General features: G+C 43.6%; 14 protein-coding genes. 9 read left to right on the forward strand and 5 right to left on the reverse strand.

What is annotated here, in order from left to right; translation table 11 throughout:
• The 5 genes from AC1DSE_RS16840 to AC1DSE_RS16860 form a co-directional block, all read left to right on the forward strand.
• A partial coding sequence (locus tag AC1DSE_RS16840; RefSeq protein WP_477527934.1) for a transporter associated domain-containing protein occupies nucleotides 1-715 on the forward strand: 715 nt, incomplete at its 5' end.
• Nucleotides 716-766: 51 nt separating this feature from the next.
• Entirely contained in the window at nucleotides 767-1,555 is a 789-nt protein-coding gene (locus AC1DSE_RS16845; protein ID WP_477512741.1) for an undecaprenyl-diphosphate phosphatase, read from the forward strand.
• Nucleotides 1,556-1,993: 438 nt separating this feature from the next.
• Complete coding sequence (locus AC1DSE_RS16850; RefSeq protein ID WP_477527936.1) at nucleotides 1,994-3,856, forward strand: assimilatory sulfite reductase (NADPH) flavoprotein subunit; 1,863 nt, start codon at nucleotides 1,994-1,996, stop codon at nucleotides 3,854-3,856.
• 52 nt (nucleotides 3,857-3,908) lie between these two features.
• Nucleotides 3,909-5,633 carry an assimilatory sulfite reductase (NADPH) hemoprotein subunit gene (gene cysI / locus AC1DSE_RS16855; RefSeq protein ID WP_076269293.1) on the forward strand — a complete coding sequence of 575 codons (1,725 nt, stop codon included), beginning with the start codon at nucleotides 3,909-3,911 and terminating at the stop codon, nucleotides 5,631-5,633.
• Between the two features lie 147 nt (nucleotides 5,634-5,780).
• Entirely contained in the window at nucleotides 5,781-6,308 is a 528-nt protein-coding gene (locus AC1DSE_RS16860; protein WP_477511979.1) for a GNAT family N-acetyltransferase, read from the forward strand.
• Nucleotides 6,309-6,329: 21 nt separating this feature from the next.
• Here the strand turns inward: AC1DSE_RS16860 and AC1DSE_RS16865 are convergent, their stop codons facing one another.
• From AC1DSE_RS16865 to AC1DSE_RS16875, 3 genes are all read right to left on the reverse strand, one after another.
• A complete protein-coding gene (locus AC1DSE_RS16865) occupies nucleotides 6,330-6,689 on the reverse strand; it encodes a VOC family protein (RefSeq protein WP_477511980.1) in 360 nt (119 codons plus the stop codon).
• A gap of 121 nt (nucleotides 6,690-6,810) precedes the next feature.
• Nucleotides 6,811-7,101 (reverse strand): DUF3817 domain-containing protein, encoded by a 291-nt coding sequence (locus AC1DSE_RS16870; RefSeq protein ID WP_076269299.1) that lies wholly within the window; start codon nucleotides 7,099-7,101, stop codon nucleotides 6,811-6,813.
• A 14-nt stretch (nucleotides 7,102-7,115) separates the two neighbouring features.
• Nucleotides 7,116-7,742, reverse strand: coding sequence for a TetR/AcrR family transcriptional regulator (locus AC1DSE_RS16875; RefSeq protein WP_076269300.1), 627 nt, complete (start codon nucleotides 7,740-7,742; stop codon nucleotides 7,116-7,118).
• 133 nt (nucleotides 7,743-7,875) lie between these two features.
• On the opposite strand from AC1DSE_RS16875, the gene AC1DSE_RS16880 reads away from it, so the two are divergent.
• Together AC1DSE_RS16880 and AC1DSE_RS16885 are read left to right on the forward strand one after the other, a co-directional pair.
• Nucleotides 7,876-10,098 carry an MMPL family transporter gene (locus AC1DSE_RS16880; protein ID WP_477527935.1) on the forward strand — a complete coding sequence of 741 codons (2,223 nt, stop codon included), beginning with the start codon at nucleotides 7,876-7,878 and terminating at the stop codon, nucleotides 10,096-10,098.
• 145 nt (nucleotides 10,099-10,243) lie between these two features.
• Nucleotides 10,244-10,825 (forward strand): hypothetical protein, encoded by a 582-nt coding sequence (locus AC1DSE_RS16885; RefSeq protein ID WP_477511982.1) that lies wholly within the window; start codon nucleotides 10,244-10,246, stop codon nucleotides 10,823-10,825.
• Here the strand turns inward: AC1DSE_RS16885 and AC1DSE_RS16890 are convergent.
• Nucleotides 10,809-12,221 carry a hypothetical protein gene (locus AC1DSE_RS16890; RefSeq protein ID WP_441885832.1) on the reverse strand — a complete coding sequence of 471 codons (1,413 nt, stop codon included), beginning with the start codon at nucleotides 12,219-12,221 and terminating at the stop codon, nucleotides 10,809-10,811. The genes AC1DSE_RS16885 and AC1DSE_RS16890 overlap by 17 nt on opposite strands.
• A 123-nt stretch (nucleotides 12,222-12,344) precedes the next feature.
• Here AC1DSE_RS16890 and AC1DSE_RS16895 point away from each other — a divergent pair, with 123 nt between their 5' ends.
• Together AC1DSE_RS16895 and AC1DSE_RS16900 are read left to right on the forward strand one after the other, a co-directional pair.
• Entirely contained in the window at nucleotides 12,345-12,785 is a 441-nt protein-coding gene (locus AC1DSE_RS16895) for a DUF6376 family protein (RefSeq protein WP_076269304.1), read from the forward strand.
• A gap of 26 nt (nucleotides 12,786-12,811) precedes the next feature.
• Nucleotides 12,812-13,096, forward strand: coding sequence for a hypothetical protein (locus AC1DSE_RS16900; RefSeq protein ID WP_430054745.1), 285 nt, complete (start codon nucleotides 12,812-12,814; stop codon nucleotides 13,094-13,096).
• A 61-nt stretch (nucleotides 13,097-13,157) separates the two neighbouring features.
• Here the strand turns inward: AC1DSE_RS16900 and AC1DSE_RS16905 are convergent, their stop codons facing one another.
• Complete coding sequence (locus AC1DSE_RS16905; protein WP_477511983.1) at nucleotides 13,158-14,609, reverse strand: SulP family inorganic anion transporter; 1,452 nt, start codon at nucleotides 14,607-14,609, stop codon at nucleotides 13,158-13,160.
• Nucleotides 14,610-14,769: the final 160 nt, after the last annotated feature.

Here is a 14,769-nt window from a genome sequence, read left to right on the forward strand (position 1 = left end):
TGGCTATGTCAACCGGATTTTTGCGTTTGATGAGCGGCTTGCGAGAGAAATTATGGTTCCTCGGACGGATATGGCCTGTTTGTATGTGGATCATACTCGTGCGGAGAACCTCGAAATTATAATAAGAGAGCAATACACGCGTTTCCCTGTGGCCAAAGGAAGCAAAGACAACATCATTGGGATATTAAATACAAAGCAATTTTTTCTCCGCTATGAAACAAATCGAGATATCGACGTAACATCTCTGCTTCAGCCCGTTATGTCGGTTCCTGAAGTCATGCCGATAAATAAGCTGCTCCGCAAAATGCAGCAGGAACGCGTTCAAATCGCAATTCTGTTGGACGAGTATGGTGGAACGGCGGGGCTCATCACCATCGAAGACATCATAGAAGAAATCGTAGGAGAAATCCGTGATGAGTTTGATGAGGATGAAGTGAAAGAAATCGAATATATTGAGCAGCAGCGTTATTTGGTTAACGGCAAGGCGCTGATTAGTGATTGGAACGAAATTGCAGGAACTGATCTTGAAAGTGAAGAAGTAGATTCAGTAGGCGGTTGGCTCTTTAATCAGAAGCCCGAGCTTCCTATCGGAGAGCCGTGGACCTATGGGAATATGACCTTCATTATTCGTGAACGTGACGACAATCGAATCCGAAAAATCGAAATTCATACCGATTTGATCGAAAATGAAATGGGAACCTACGGACATGCATAGGCTTGTATAGAGTGAGTAATTTTCAGTCTATTTCTAGGAGGAGATTGGGCGTTGGGCGATCTAATTAATGCGATTATTATGGGTATCGTGGAGGGCCTTACTGAGTTTTTACCAGTTTCATCAACGGGTCATTTGATTTTAACAGCGGAGCTGTTGAATTTCACAGGTGATCGAGCGAAAACCTTTGAGGTGGTCATTCAATTTGGCGCTGTGCTGGCTGTGCTTGTGTTATACCGAAATCGGTTTGCGAGTTTACTTAATTTCAAGGTAGGCAAGAATTCGGGTTTGAATGCTCTTCACATCATTATTGCAATGGCACCGGCGGGAGCTTGTGCTGTTTTGCTTCATTCGTTTATAAAAGGCGAGTTGTTCGTTGCTGAGAAGGTGCTGATTGGTCTTGTGGCGGGCGGAATACTGATGATTATCGCCGATCGTGTACGAAAGAAGCCGACTGCAGAGGAGCTTGATGACATTACCTACAAACAGGCCTTTGCTGTTGGATGTTTTCAGATACTCGCATTATGGCCGGGCTTCTCTCGTTCAGGCTCGACGATATCTGGCGGCATGCTGTTTGGTGTAAGCCAGAAGGCTGCGGCAGAATTTACTTTTTTAGTATCCGTCCCGATTATGGCTGGGGCGAGCGGAATAGACCTAATTAAAAGCAGAGAGTTTCTCACGATGTCGGATTTGCCTCTGTTTCTAATTGGACTAATAGCTGCATTTGTTGTAGGGATGATTGCGGTCGTAACGTTCATAAACATGATGAAAAAAATTAGACTTTCATGGTTTGCCTATTATCGTTTTGCGCTCGCAGCACTTTTTTATTTTATTATTTTATAAATGGAGAAAACACTGATTTTCGACAAAATTATCGAGAATGATTTTCAACTACATATAATGTAGCAAAAATTCGCTTGGATCACCTATCATTAATTTATATCCAATCGATCATTTTTTCTAATAAATCCGAGATAATCAGGGCAAATTGCCCTGATTTCTTTGTTTTGTGGATGAATAACGATCTTTTTCCATAAAATTGTAATTTAGGAGCATGAAATCATCGTTGATGGATTTGTCTGATTATGTTAGGTTAATAATTATTGAAGCACTTCTGAAGCACTATTTTTAAAATATAAGAATTTATAAGTTTGTTAGCTTATAAAGGGCTTATATTTCTCCGTCAAAGCTGCTTCAGCGTCTAGAGGACGCCGAAGGCGTTTTTGCTTGTCTGACTATGAAAACTAATGATGATTTTATGTTTATGAGAGGTGGATATTGTTGCAACTTCAGGTAACGAACAGTCCTTTTAATCAAGAGCAAGTTGACCTTCTGAATCGCCTTGTACCATCACTAACGGAGTCTCAGCAAATTTGGCTGACAGGTTATTTGTTTGCTCGTCAAGCATCAGCAGGTCCGTTAACGATTAGTGCGGATGTGCAGGCTGTCTCCGGGGGAGCAGCAGTTGCAGAAATTATTTCGGCTATCAGTCAACCAGCGGTTTCCCGTGAGGTAACTGTATTGTTTGGCTCTCAAACCGGCAATTGCCAGCGGGTAGCTACCAGCTTATCGCGCAAGCTGGAAGAACAGGGTCTGCAAGTAACACTTGCGCCAATGAATAAGTTTAAGACGAACAATTTGAAAAAAGTCGAAAACCTGTTTTTGGTTGTCAGTACTCATGGTGAAGGGGAACCGCCGGATAATGCGAAGAGCTTCCACGAGTTCCTTTACAGCAAGCGAGCTCCACAGCTAGAAAATGTAAGCTTTTCTGTCTTGTCGCTTGGCGATACGTCGTATGAATTTTTCTGTCAAACGGGTAAAGACTTTGATCAACGTCTTGAAGAGCTTGGCGCAAAACGTCTTGTTCCTCGTGTAGATTGTGACCTCGATTACGATGAGGCTGTTGCTGGTTGGTCAGCAGAGGTTATCAGCTCATTAAATGATCGTTTGAATGCTGCCTCGGGAACGACTGCAGCTATAGCGCAAACTAGCAGCGAAACAACACCAGAACAATCCGCCTATTCGCGAAACAACCCTTTTAAGGCTGAAGTTCTTGCGAATATTAACTTGAATGGCCGCGGCTCTGATCGGGAAACTCGTCATTTGGAGCTGTCGCTTGAAGGATCTAATTTACAATATGAGCCAGGGGATAGCCTGGGTATTTATCCGGAAAATCATCCAGAGCTAGTGGATGCGATTATTAAGCAAATGAATTGGAACGCTGAAGAAGTTGTTCCGATCAATAAGAGCGGTGAGCAAGGCTCATTGCGTGAAGCTCTACTTAAGTATTATGAAATTACAGCTCTAACGAAACCGCTGATCACGCAAGCAGCCGAACTGACTTCGAACCCAGCACTTCGTGAACTGCTAGCTCAAGGGCAAGAGCAAGCGCTTAGAAGCTACATTAACGGTCGGGATCTGCTTGATTTATTGCAGGATTTTGAGCCTTGGCAAGGAAGCGCAAAACAATTTGTTGCTATCTTGCGTAAGCTGCCAGCAAGACTTTATTCCATTGCCAGCAGTTTTAAAGCGAATGAAGATGAGGTTCATCTTACCGTGAGAGCTGTTCGTTATGAGTCTCATGGTCGTGAGCGTTATGGGGTATGCTCCGTACATTGTGCAGAGCGTGTACAACCAGGCGACAGTCTGCCGATCTATATCCAACAAAATCCGAATTTCAAGCTGCCTGCGGATACGAATACTCCAATTATTATGATTGGTCCAGGTACTGGTGTTGCTCCATTCCGTGCATTCCTTGAAGAGCGCGAGGAAATTGGCGCAGAAGGAAAATCATGGTTGTTTTATGGTGATCGCCACTTTGTTACGGATTTCCTATATCAGACCGATTGGCAAAGAATGCTTAAAGACGGCGTCTTGACCAAACTTGATGTGGCTTTCTCCCGCGATACGGAAGAGAAGGTTTATGTACAGCATCGTTTGCTGCAGAAGAGCCGTGAACTATTCGAATGGCTTCAAGCCGGCGCTTATGTATATATTTGSGGTGATGAGAAACATATGGCACATGATGTGCATACGGCTTTACTAACTGTCATTGAGCAAGAGGGCGGATTAAGCGCTGAGCAAGCGGCAGCTTACTTGACTGATATGCAGGATCAACAACGTTACCAACGTGATGTTTATTAATAAATAGATAACAACAAGAGTACTTGAATGATTGCGAGAGGAGACAGCAACAATGGCGAAAGAGCAGTTGGTAAAACCTATCGGTGGACCGCCAAGTGAAGTTGAGCATATCAAAAGCGAAAGCAACTATTTGCGCGGCGCATTAGTAGAAACGATGAGCAATCCGATTACAGGCGGTTTGCCTGAGGATGACAATCGGTTGTTGAAGTTTCATGGAAGTTATATGCAGGATGACAGAGATTTGCGCAACGAGCGTGAAAAGCAGAAGCTGGAGCCCGCATTTCAATTCATGATCCGGGTAGTACTGCCAAGCGGTGTAGCAACCTCTGATCAATGGCTTGCCATGGATGAATTAGCTCACAAGTACGGCAACGGGACTTTGCGTCTCACGACACGTCAAACGTTCCAAATGCATGGCATTTTGAAATGGAATTTGAAGCCTACACTTCAAAAAATCAATAGCGAGCTGATGACTACTCTTGCTGCCTGCGGTGACGTCAATCGGAACGTTATGTGCAGTCCAAATCCTTTTCAATCGAACCATCATGAGGAAGTTAGCTACTGGGCACGTCAAGTGAATGATCATTTGGCACCGCGTACTCGCGCTTATCATGAAATTTGGTTGGATGGAGAAAAGGTAATCGATGGTAAAGAGGATGGAGCGGAAGTAGAGCCGATCTACGGACCTGTATATTTGCCGCGTAAGTTCAAAATTGGATTTGCGATTCCTCCTTTTAATGATGTGGATGTATTCTCTCAAGACATCGGCTACATTGCAATCGTGGAAGATGGCAAGCTGAAGGGCTTTAACATTTCCGTTGGCGGCGGTATGGGGATGACACACGGCGATACAACGACTTATCCGCAGCTTGGTAAAGTGATTGGCTTCTGTCCGCCGGAGCGAATTGTCGAGTTAGCAGAGAAAACTGTTATGATTCAACGTGATTATGGTAACCGTTCGGTTCGCAAAAACGCTCGGTTTAAGTATACGATTGACCGTCATGGGATTGAATGGTTCAAAACCGAGCTGCAAAACCGTCTTGGCTGGCAGCTTGAAGAGGTACGCCCTTATCAATTCCAAAATAACGGAGACCGTTATGGCTGGTTGAAGGGAAGCAACGGCAAATGGAATTTGACTCTGTTTATCCAGAGCGGACGTATTGAGGATCAAGAAGGCAACCCGCAAATGACGGGTTTACGCGAAATCGCCAAAGTTCATACAGGCGACTTCCGCATTACTCCGAATCAGAATCTTATTATCGGTAATGTCAGCAGCCAGAAGAAACGCAAAATTACTGAGCTAGCAGAGCAATACGGACTTACGGACGGTACGCAGCACTCTGCGCTGCGCCGAAGCTCATTATCTTGTGTTTCGTTGCCGACTTGCGGTCTTGCTATGGCGGAAGCAGAACGGTACCTTCCAACACTGATCGATAAGCTGGAGCCGATTATTAATGAAGCAGGGCTGCGTGACCAGGAGATCAACATTAGGATGACTGGATGCCCGAACGGCTGCGCTAGACCAGCCCTTGGAGAAATCTCATTTATCGGCAAGGCACTCGGCAAATACAATATGTATATGGGCGCGGGCTATGCAGGTGATAGATTAAACAAGCTTTACCGTGAAAATATCGATGAGACCGAAATTCTCGATACTTTAAAACCGATTATTAATCAGTATGCAAAGGAACGGGAAACGGGCGAACATTTTGGAGATTTCGTAATCCGCGCGGGTTATGTAAAGGCTGTTCATGATGGTCAACAATTCCATAACTAATAAGTATAAATTAAGCAAAAGAAGACTAGGGCGTTATGCCTTAGTCTTCTTTGTTATGAAGAGCACGATGAATCATCGATGAAATAAGATTGACCCTATTCATTAAATGTGTTAATTTGGTAAAAATCATCGGAGTGGAGCGTGCTTATGCCGAAATCAGCGATATTAATTAAACCAACGATCGAATACCGCGACGCGTATATATCCTTTTATGAGGACTGGATAAAGAGCGGTGAAGATATGGTGCCGTGGGTCATTGAGAGAGAACCGGAAGATTTTAATGCCATGATAGATTTTTTGTATGCTGAAGATACTGAATCCAAAATATCAAGCAGTGATCGTGTTCCTCATTCCACTTATTGGCTCCTAAGTGAGGACAACTTAATTGTAGGAGCGGTTAATATTCGGCATCGATTGAATGAAAAACTGCTCAATCAAGGCGGCCATATCGGATATGGCGTTCGTCCATCGGAGAGAAGAAAAGGGTATGCCAATATCATATTATCAAATACGTTGGAGCTGTTAAAAGATTGGGGTCATCAAAAAGTTCTAGTTGTTTGTGATAAAGGGAATACCGGCTCAGAAAAAACGATTTTAAAAAACGGTGGCGTGTTGGAATCAGAATTCGTAGAGGAAAATGGCAATATTATTAAAAGGTTTTGGTTAGGCCTATAATCAATGCAGTTAGCTATTTTTTTAGCATTTGCAAACCATAAGCAGGTTTCCGTCGGGGTCTTTAAAGCTGAAAAAGTGACCATGTTCAATTTCGCTTACAAGCTCTACATTCTTATCACGCATGAACTGAAAAGCAGCATGGATGTCATCCGTATTAAAATGAAAAATAGGTGTTCTTGCATAAGTATCTTCTGTATAGATTTTACTGTCTAAAACAAGGTTTTGGCCGTTGTTATCTAAAGGAATACAGCATAAATGACCTGCAATGATATCATAGGTAGGCTCCAATTCAAGAATGGAGCAATACCATTCACGAGCTTTTTCAATATCGCTGACCGTAACAAAGATTGCTCCTACTCTATTTATAATAATACCCATCATGAAACACTCTCCTTTAGTTTTACATTTATTCTATCATGCTTAGTAGGCGAGTTCACTTCATTTTTCCATCATTAGTATAAAAAAAGAGGTTATTCCAATTGCTCGGAATAACCTCTTTAACTTATTGATCGCGAAGCAGCTTCTTATCAAGAATAAATGTGCCAAATGGAAGGAAAGCTGCGATAAACGCTGCTGCTGCCTTGAGAATCGACCAGCGGTGTTTAATCCAAACATGGAAGACAGCAAGGATATAAAGAACGAATAAGAGGCCATGAAGTCCGCCTACAATAGTCACAGGTTCTGGAATATCAGCCCAGTATTTGAGGGGCATTGCTATTAAAAGTAGTAATAGAAAAGATAACCCTTCGATGAAACCAACGACCCGCAGACGACCCATTGCGGTTTTAAGCATTAAAAAACCTCCATTTAATAAGATTGCGAGCGAGGCTCTAGTCCTGCCCACAATAGTTCTACGATTTCGAACGCGGCTTGTTCCACTGTTTTTTCATTATTAATGATTTCTTTACGGTTTCGTACCGTTAACATAGCTGTAAAGACATGAGCAAGCAACATCGAATCACCCCGTTTGATTTCGCCCTCGTCCATTGCCTTCTGAAATACACTCCCAATTAATTCGTGTATCGCTTGCTCACTCGTACGAATGCTCGTTATTTGCTCCTCAGTCAAACCGCTGGATGCTTCCCGCATCATCGTTTCAAACTCAACATGAGCATTGTTCATATGGCGCTCAGCAACAACAAGCATTCTTTCCTTCAGTGACCCGGTGCTGCTAACAATTTTTGAAGTTTGATCATAAGCCATCTTTAGAACAAATTGAAGACATTCCGTGAACAAAACGCTTTTATTATTAAAATAATAATAAACGCTTGCTTTAGTAACCCCGCATGCTTGGGCTACACTTTCTAATGAAACTTTTTCGAAACCTTGCTCCATAAATAAAAAGGCTGCTGTGCGCAAAATTTGCTGCATCGTCTGAATTGAACCTGTGCCTTTGGGCCGGCCTGGTTTGCGTTTTATTTGGTCCTCGCTCATCGACATGCCCTCCATTCATCAAATTGTAATAAATATGAATTGATTAATTAACCTTTCGGTATATATAATTAAATTATCGCTTGAGTTAATTTTAAACGATATTAGTCGTAATGTGAAATGGAGGATTTGTCAAATGATCGAAAGATTAGCAGGAATGGTCGCTGGACGACGTACAAGGTGGATAACATTAGTTGCGTGGATTGTATTAGCCGGGCTGGTAACTGTATTTCTGCCAGCTGTGGGCGACAAAGAAGTAAGCAATGCTCCAAACCTAGAGGCTGACAGCCCGTCCGTTGTCGCTGATGAGTTAATAAAAGATAAGTTTCCAAGCTCCTCTGGCATTCCAGCATTGGTGGTCTGGCATCGAGAAGGCGGCTTAACAGAAGCGGATTATGCGCTTATTCAAAAAACGACGCAGAAGATTGTTGAAAATCCGTTGAAAGAGCAAGGCGAGGTTATACCTCTTCATCAAATGCCTTTACCTGCTTTGCAAAAATTTGCTTCTGAGGACGGAACGACACTCGTTCAGCCGATTCAGTTCGGTGAAGCAACAGAAACTGAAGTTTTGAAGGAAAATATTGAGTCCATTAAAGCTATCATCGGAGAAGCATCAGGTAAAGAACCTTTTTCCATACCTATCGATGATGATGCTGAATTAAGCGTGCGTGTCAGTGGTCCAGTTGGTATTTCGGTTGATGCAACCGATTTGTTCAAAGGAGCGGATGTATCACTGATGATCGCAACAGTACTTATCGTACTAGTCTTGCTGCTCCTCATTTACCGCTCACCGATTCTTGCTATCATTCCACTAATTGGTGTTGGATTTGCTTATGCTGTTACAGGACCATTGCTTGGCTTTATGGCAGGTGAAGGCTGGATAACGGTGGATGGTCAAGCTATATCCATTATGACTGTGYTCTTATTCGGAGCGGGTACTGATTATTGTTTATTTTTCATCTCGCATTTCCGTCAAGAGCTTACTCGTGAAAGTGACAAAATGAAAGCACTAAAACGATCGTTCAAGGACGCCTCAGGTGCTATTGCAATGAGCGGCTTTACGGTAGTTCTTTCTTTGCTAGCTTTGCTTGCGGCTAAGTACGGTGCTTATGATCGCTTCGCAATTCCATTCAGTTTATCGATCCTTATTATGGGAATCGCAAGTTTGACGCTGGTTCCGGCATTGCTTTCGATTATTGGAAGAGCTTCCTTTTACCCGTTTATCCCGCGTACAGATGCGATGGGGCATGCACATGCGGACAAAAAAGGAAAAGTGTACCGTAAGCCGAATTCGGAGAAAAAGCTCGGCTCCAAAATTGGAAATCTCGTAATAACGAAGCCGTGGATGGTCGTTATCACCTCTGTTTTGATACTAGGAATTTTCGCAAGCTTCTCCAGTCAAATTAAATTTACTTATGATCTGCTGTCTTCTTTTCCAGAGGATATGCCTTCAAGAGAAGGGTTTGAAGTGATTTCGAAGTCATTTACGCCAGGAGATTTAGCGCCGATTACAGTGGTTGCTGCGACGGATGGTGCAGTACCTGAGTTAGCAGAAAAACTTGCTGCTGTCCCGCTTGTAGATCATGTTCAGGAGCCGCAGCCGAGCGTTAATGACCCTAATTTACTATCGTATACGGTCATCTTGAATACGAATCCATATTCCCAGGAAGCAATGGAGACGATTCCGTTACTCCGTGCGGCGGCAGAAGCTGCGCTTACGAATGGAAACGTTGCTGAGGCTGATCAAAAAGTATGGATCGCTGGCCAGACAGCTACACAATATGATGCTAAGGTGCTGACGGATCATGATAATAATGTCATTATTCCTTTAGTTATCGGACTCATCATGATTCTGCTGTTTGCTTATTTAAGATCCATTACTGCAACATTATACTTAATCGGCACTGTATTGCTGTCGTATGCAGCCGCACTAGGCTTGGGCTGGGTGATCCTGCATTACATCATGGGCGTTGACGCCATTCAAGGTGCAATTCCGCTTTATGCATTCGTTTTCCTCATTGCGCTTGGTGAAGACTACAATATATTTATGATCTCAAGCATTTGGAAAAAGAGCAAAACGCTGCCGCTGAAGCAAGCCATCAAAGAAGGGGTTAGCGAAACGGGCGGTGTTATCACTTCAGCAGGACTTATTCTTGCAGCTACGTTTGCCGTGCTTGCGACGCTTCCTATCCAAGTGCTTGTCCAGTTTGGCCTCATAACAGCGATTGGGGTATTAATGGATACCTTTATCGTTCGTCCATTCCTCGTACCGGCTATTACGACTTTACTAGGCAAGAGAGCGTTCTGGCCAGCAAAAGTATCGCTAGTAGAGGAATCCAAGCAAAAGGCAAAAGGATAATAACTAAAAAAGCTGTTTCGATCGTAGCTTCCACTACGGGAGAAACAGCTTTTTCATTGCTATAAATGAAACATTTTCCCAAAAGAAACCGTCTTAACCTAAAGGCATAAATGCCTGCTATAGAGAAAAGGTTGGGGGAGTAGATATGATTAATAAAAAACAGAGACTTTCAGTTGGATTCATTTTCATATTTTTTATTAGCAGCTTATTGATTATGCCATCGAATGTCCAAGCCTGTTCTTGCGTAAAACCAGGTACGGTGGAGGAGAGCAAAATCAAAAGTGACGCAGTGTTTGAAGGAACGGCAACTTCCGTTAAAACATCCTCACAATCCTTGTTTCGCTCCTCTGAGAGAGCGGTCAAAGCCAGCTTCCAAGTCAATGAAGTGTGGAAAGGACATGTTGCTCCAACGCTTGAAGTGAAAACGGCTGAAAGCAAAGACAGCTGTGGCTATACGTTTAAAGAAGGAGAACGTTATTTGGTTTACGCAAAAACAACTGGAAAATCGCTACATGCACTCTGCAGCGCAACTTTATTGCATAGTGAAGCAAATGAACATATCAAGCTGCTGGGTATTGGTTCATTGCCGCCGCAGCCGGAGATCCCCTTGCAGAAAACGGAAAGCTCATTAACACAAGGCTGGTACATAGGCCTTGGCGGTGTTGCTGTAGTATCACTCATCTCCGTATTTTATCGTCAACGAAAGCGATCTAAATCAAGAACATAGCAACGATCGTTGTCACACAAAGACCGATGAGCACCGGTTTTAAATTGCGACGCGCAAGTTCAAACGGATCTACCCCGCAAATGGCTGCAGCAGGGATAAGCGCCCAAGGAATGATTGTACCGCCGCCTACCCAGATTGCAGCAACTTGACCAAGAGCCGTCAAAGTGGCAATCCCGGAGCCTATGGCGTGGCCAAAGAGCTGCGCGATCGAGCCTGCAAGCGAGATACCAGAGAAGCCTGAGCCATCAAGGCCTGTCACTGCTCCGACTACTGTTAACGTAATCGAGCCAACAACTCCATTAACGGGCACGACATGAGCAAGGGCAATGCCGAGGTCATTAACTATTCCGTGCGACGCTTCAGGAAGCTTGTCGCCGAACATGGCCAGAAATCCAGAGTCGCCCAAGTAAAAGAAAGCCGCAATCGGTATAACCGGTCCAAATACTTTGAAGCCGAATAGGAAGCCTTCAATTAAATAACTAGTCGTTTTCTCGAACCCTTTGCCACGGTGTGTCAGCATTGTAATGAACAGCATAATGAGTATGGCTGTTCCGCCAATCAGCGCAGTGGCATCACCGCCTTGAAGCTTAAGCACGAACATGGCTGCCACATCAAGTGCGAATAACAAAGGAATAAGTGCTGCGAGCCAGCGCTTTGTACTCAGTGACAGCGCATTCCGGTCGGCATCGAAGCTGGGGTCGTTTGATGGATCTGGCCCTGCGGCTGAAAGGACAAGTCCATCACGCCATGTACCAAGTTTCTGATCACGTCGCATTATCCAGTAGGCAGCGACGGTTGTGACAACCCCCATGACAATGACTAACGGAATGCTGGCCTGCATGACGGAGCTGACAGGAATACCAGCAGCATCCGCAGTAAGCTTGGGTGCGCCTTGGATGATATAATCACCAGACAAGGCGATGCCATGTCCGAATAAATTCATCGCGACTGCTGCTCCGAGTGCAGGCAGCCCAACACGCAAAGCTACAGGGAGTAAGACGGCACCGATGAGTGCAACCGCTGGCGAAGGCCAGAAGAAAAATGAGGTTACCATCATAATTAAGCCGATTCCCCAGAAGGCGAGCGCGGGTGTTCTAAGAAAACGGGTAAACGGAGATATCATAATCTCGTTTATACCGGTTCGAATAAGGATACGACTCATGGCGACGATGATGGATATAATTAAAATCGTTCCCAGCAATTCTTTTATGGCAAAGATAAAGCTGTTAAAAATACCGCTTACAGAACCGCTTGCCGATGTGGTTGCTAGTATTCCAATTCCTAAGATTCCGGCAATACAAATAAGCGTTGTATCGCGTCGCATCAGCATAAATCCAATGATTGCGATAATAAAGGTCAAATAAACCCAGTGAATCGCCGATAAATGAATATCCATCTCGATCATCTCCTTGTGACATACACGAAACCAGCATGAGCTGTTAATCGTACAGTAATGTATGCATCAACTCGAATAGGCGTTCATCTCGGTAGTAGGATGATTATGACAAGGAGGTTGCTTATGATTAAACGGGGCGTTTCGATAATATTGCTCTCCATAATGCTAATGACATCTGGGTGTGGTATTATTGATCAAGTAGGTCAAACGGTAAATTTTGCAACAGAAACGACGGATTACTTACAAACGTTAACGGATTTCGGACAAGATATGAATACACTTGCAGAGCAAGCAGTGACGGATTTGGACAAAAGAACGGATTTAAAGGAGAAGCTTCTTGCTTTAAAGGAACAGGTTGTCCATTATGAGGGACTGCAGGTACCTGATTACGCAAAAGATATCCATCAATCGATTGCCGATTACAACGCGACGCTGCAGCAGGGTATCGATCAAGCTCTAACGAATATTGAGCAGGGTAGAGCCGCTTTTGAATCGACGGGTATTCCAGATACGATCAACAAAATTAACGAGCTGTTAAATCAAATCAATCAGCTCGCACCGTAATGAACGATGAGAAAGGAAGAACAGAAGTGATTAACATCAATGTATTACAGGCCACTATGACGTATTCGAAAGAAGACGGTTACGTAGGCAATGTTCAATTCGGGGTAGAAGGGCATAAGAATGAGTATGAAATTGCACTGCACAGCAAGCGAGGCAAAGAGTGGGGTTATGGCTTGTTTTTCCTTCATGAATCAGGTAAGGAAGAAGAACTGCTGGCACTTGAGGATTTGTTAGAGGAAGATGACGAGCTGTTTGATTTCTTCATCGATACAGCCAAGGAAAAGCTAGTTAAGGAAGAAAAACAGGAATAAAAAATGATTAGAAAAGCTCATGTTAGCACACCGACAGGTGCACTTGCATGAGCTTTGTTTGTTAATGACCGCCTGATGAAGTTAAGCCCAAATGACGTATAATTAATTTGCTTTCCTCATTGAGCCCCGTAAATGAAACTTTCTTGTTCAGCTGCTCATATTTGTTTTTAACCTTCGCTATGGCGGTCACCGCGGATTGATCCCATACATGCGAGCCGCTAAAGTTAATAGTCACATGTGTTGGATCGTCTTTATAATTAAAAAGAGTCACAAAACGACTGGTTGTCCCAAAAAACAACTGTCCACTTACATGATACGTAAGATTCTTCGAGCGTTCACCTGCGATGGAAACACGGATTTTCGCCATTTTACCAACGAATACAAATGCACTTAGCACAACTCCAGCAAATACGCCTTTGGACAAGTCATGTGTGATAAGAACAATAACTACTGTAACGATCATGATTAACGCATCGGTACGTGGAACTTTATGAATATGAAATACTGATTTCCAATCAAACGTGCTAATAGACACCATAATCATGACGCCGACTAAAGCAGCCATCGGAATTTTATTGACGACATCACTTAATACCATAATAAGAAAGAGCAGGAACGAGCCAGCTACGAAGGTGGAAAGCCTAGTTCGGCCGCCTGATTTCACATTGATAACCGATTGACCAATTAATGCACAGCCTGCCATTCCGCCAAAGAAGCCTGTCACCATGTTTGCAATGCCTTGACCGCGTACCTCTTTGTTTTTGTTGCTTGTGGTATCTGTCATTTCATCAAGGACCGAAGCTGTTAAAAGCGACTCCAAAATTCCTACGATAGAGAGTGAGAAGGAATACGGCAATATGATCCACAACGTATGAAGCGAAAATAACGTATCCGGAATATGGAACAGCGGCAATGTACTTTCGATTAAACCTCTGTCGCCAACGGTTTTGAGATCCGCGCCAATGGCAACGGCTATAATGGAAACGATAATAATTGCAGCCAGCGGTGAAGGTATAACCTTTGTGAATTTAGGCAGTGTATAGATAATGACTAATGTTAATGCAACGAGAGCATACATGATCCAAGTAGCACCCACAAAATGAACAAGCTGGGTAGTGAAGATGAGGATGCCTAATGCATTGACAAAGCCGAGCATGACGGATTGCGGAATGAATTGAATAAGCTGCCCTAGCTTGAGCACGCCCATAATATAYTGCAATACACCCGCCAAAATCGTAGCAGCGAACAAATACTCGATGCCATGATCTTTAACTAGAGAGACCATCAGTAACGCCATCGCTCCTGTCGCAGCGGAAATCATTCCGGGCCTGCCGCCAACAATGGAAATAATGACAGCGATGCAGAAGGAGGCGTACAATCCAACCATTGGCCCAACACCTACCATTAAAGAAAAAGAGATAGACTCCGGTATGAGCGCTAACGCAACTGTAATGCCCGCCAAAATATCACCGCGTACATTTGAAAACCAAGATTTTTTTAGTTGTTCAAGCAAAGCAAATAAACCTCCCAAATTGCAGTCATTTGTCTAATTTTACTGACACCAAGAACATAACAAGGATATTGATTGACTTTCCTCTCGCAGAAAAGTCGGGGCCGTTGCACACTGTTCATTATTATACAACAAATAAAGTGAAAACAACGCGGCTCGATAT

The sequence above is a fragment of the Paenibacillus sp. 01L418 genome (genome assembly GCF_056400045.1).

Bases quoted from the DNA above. Each gene is read 5' to 3' on its own strand.
- cysI (WP_076269293.1), top strand. From the start codon at position 3,909: ATGGCGAAAGAGCAGTTGGTAAAACCTATCGGTGGACCGCCAAGTGAA.
- AC1DSE_RS16860 (WP_477511979.1), top strand. From the start codon at position 5,781: ATGCCGAAATCAGCGATATTAATTAAACCAACGATCGAATACCGCGAC.
- AC1DSE_RS16865 (WP_477511980.1), bottom strand. From the start codon at position 6,689: ATGATGGGTATTATTATAAATAGAGTAGGAGCAATCTTTGTTACGGTC.
- AC1DSE_RS16870 (WP_076269299.1), bottom strand. From the start codon at position 7,101: ATGCTTAAAACCGCAATGGGTCGTCTGCGGGTCGTTGGTTTCATCGAA.
- AC1DSE_RS16875 (WP_076269300.1), bottom strand. From the start codon at position 7,742: ATGAGCGAGGACCAAATAAAACGCAAACCAGGCCGGCCCAAAGGCACA.
- AC1DSE_RS16885 (WP_477511982.1), top strand. From the start codon at position 10,244: ATGATTAATAAAAAACAGAGACTTTCAGTTGGATTCATTTTCATATTT.
- AC1DSE_RS16890 (WP_441885832.1), bottom strand. From the start codon at position 12,221: ATGGATATTCATTTATCGGCGATTCACTGGGTTTATTTGACCTTTATT.
- AC1DSE_RS16895 (WP_076269304.1), top strand. From the start codon at position 12,345: ATGATTAAACGGGGCGTTTCGATAATATTGCTCTCCATAATGCTAATG.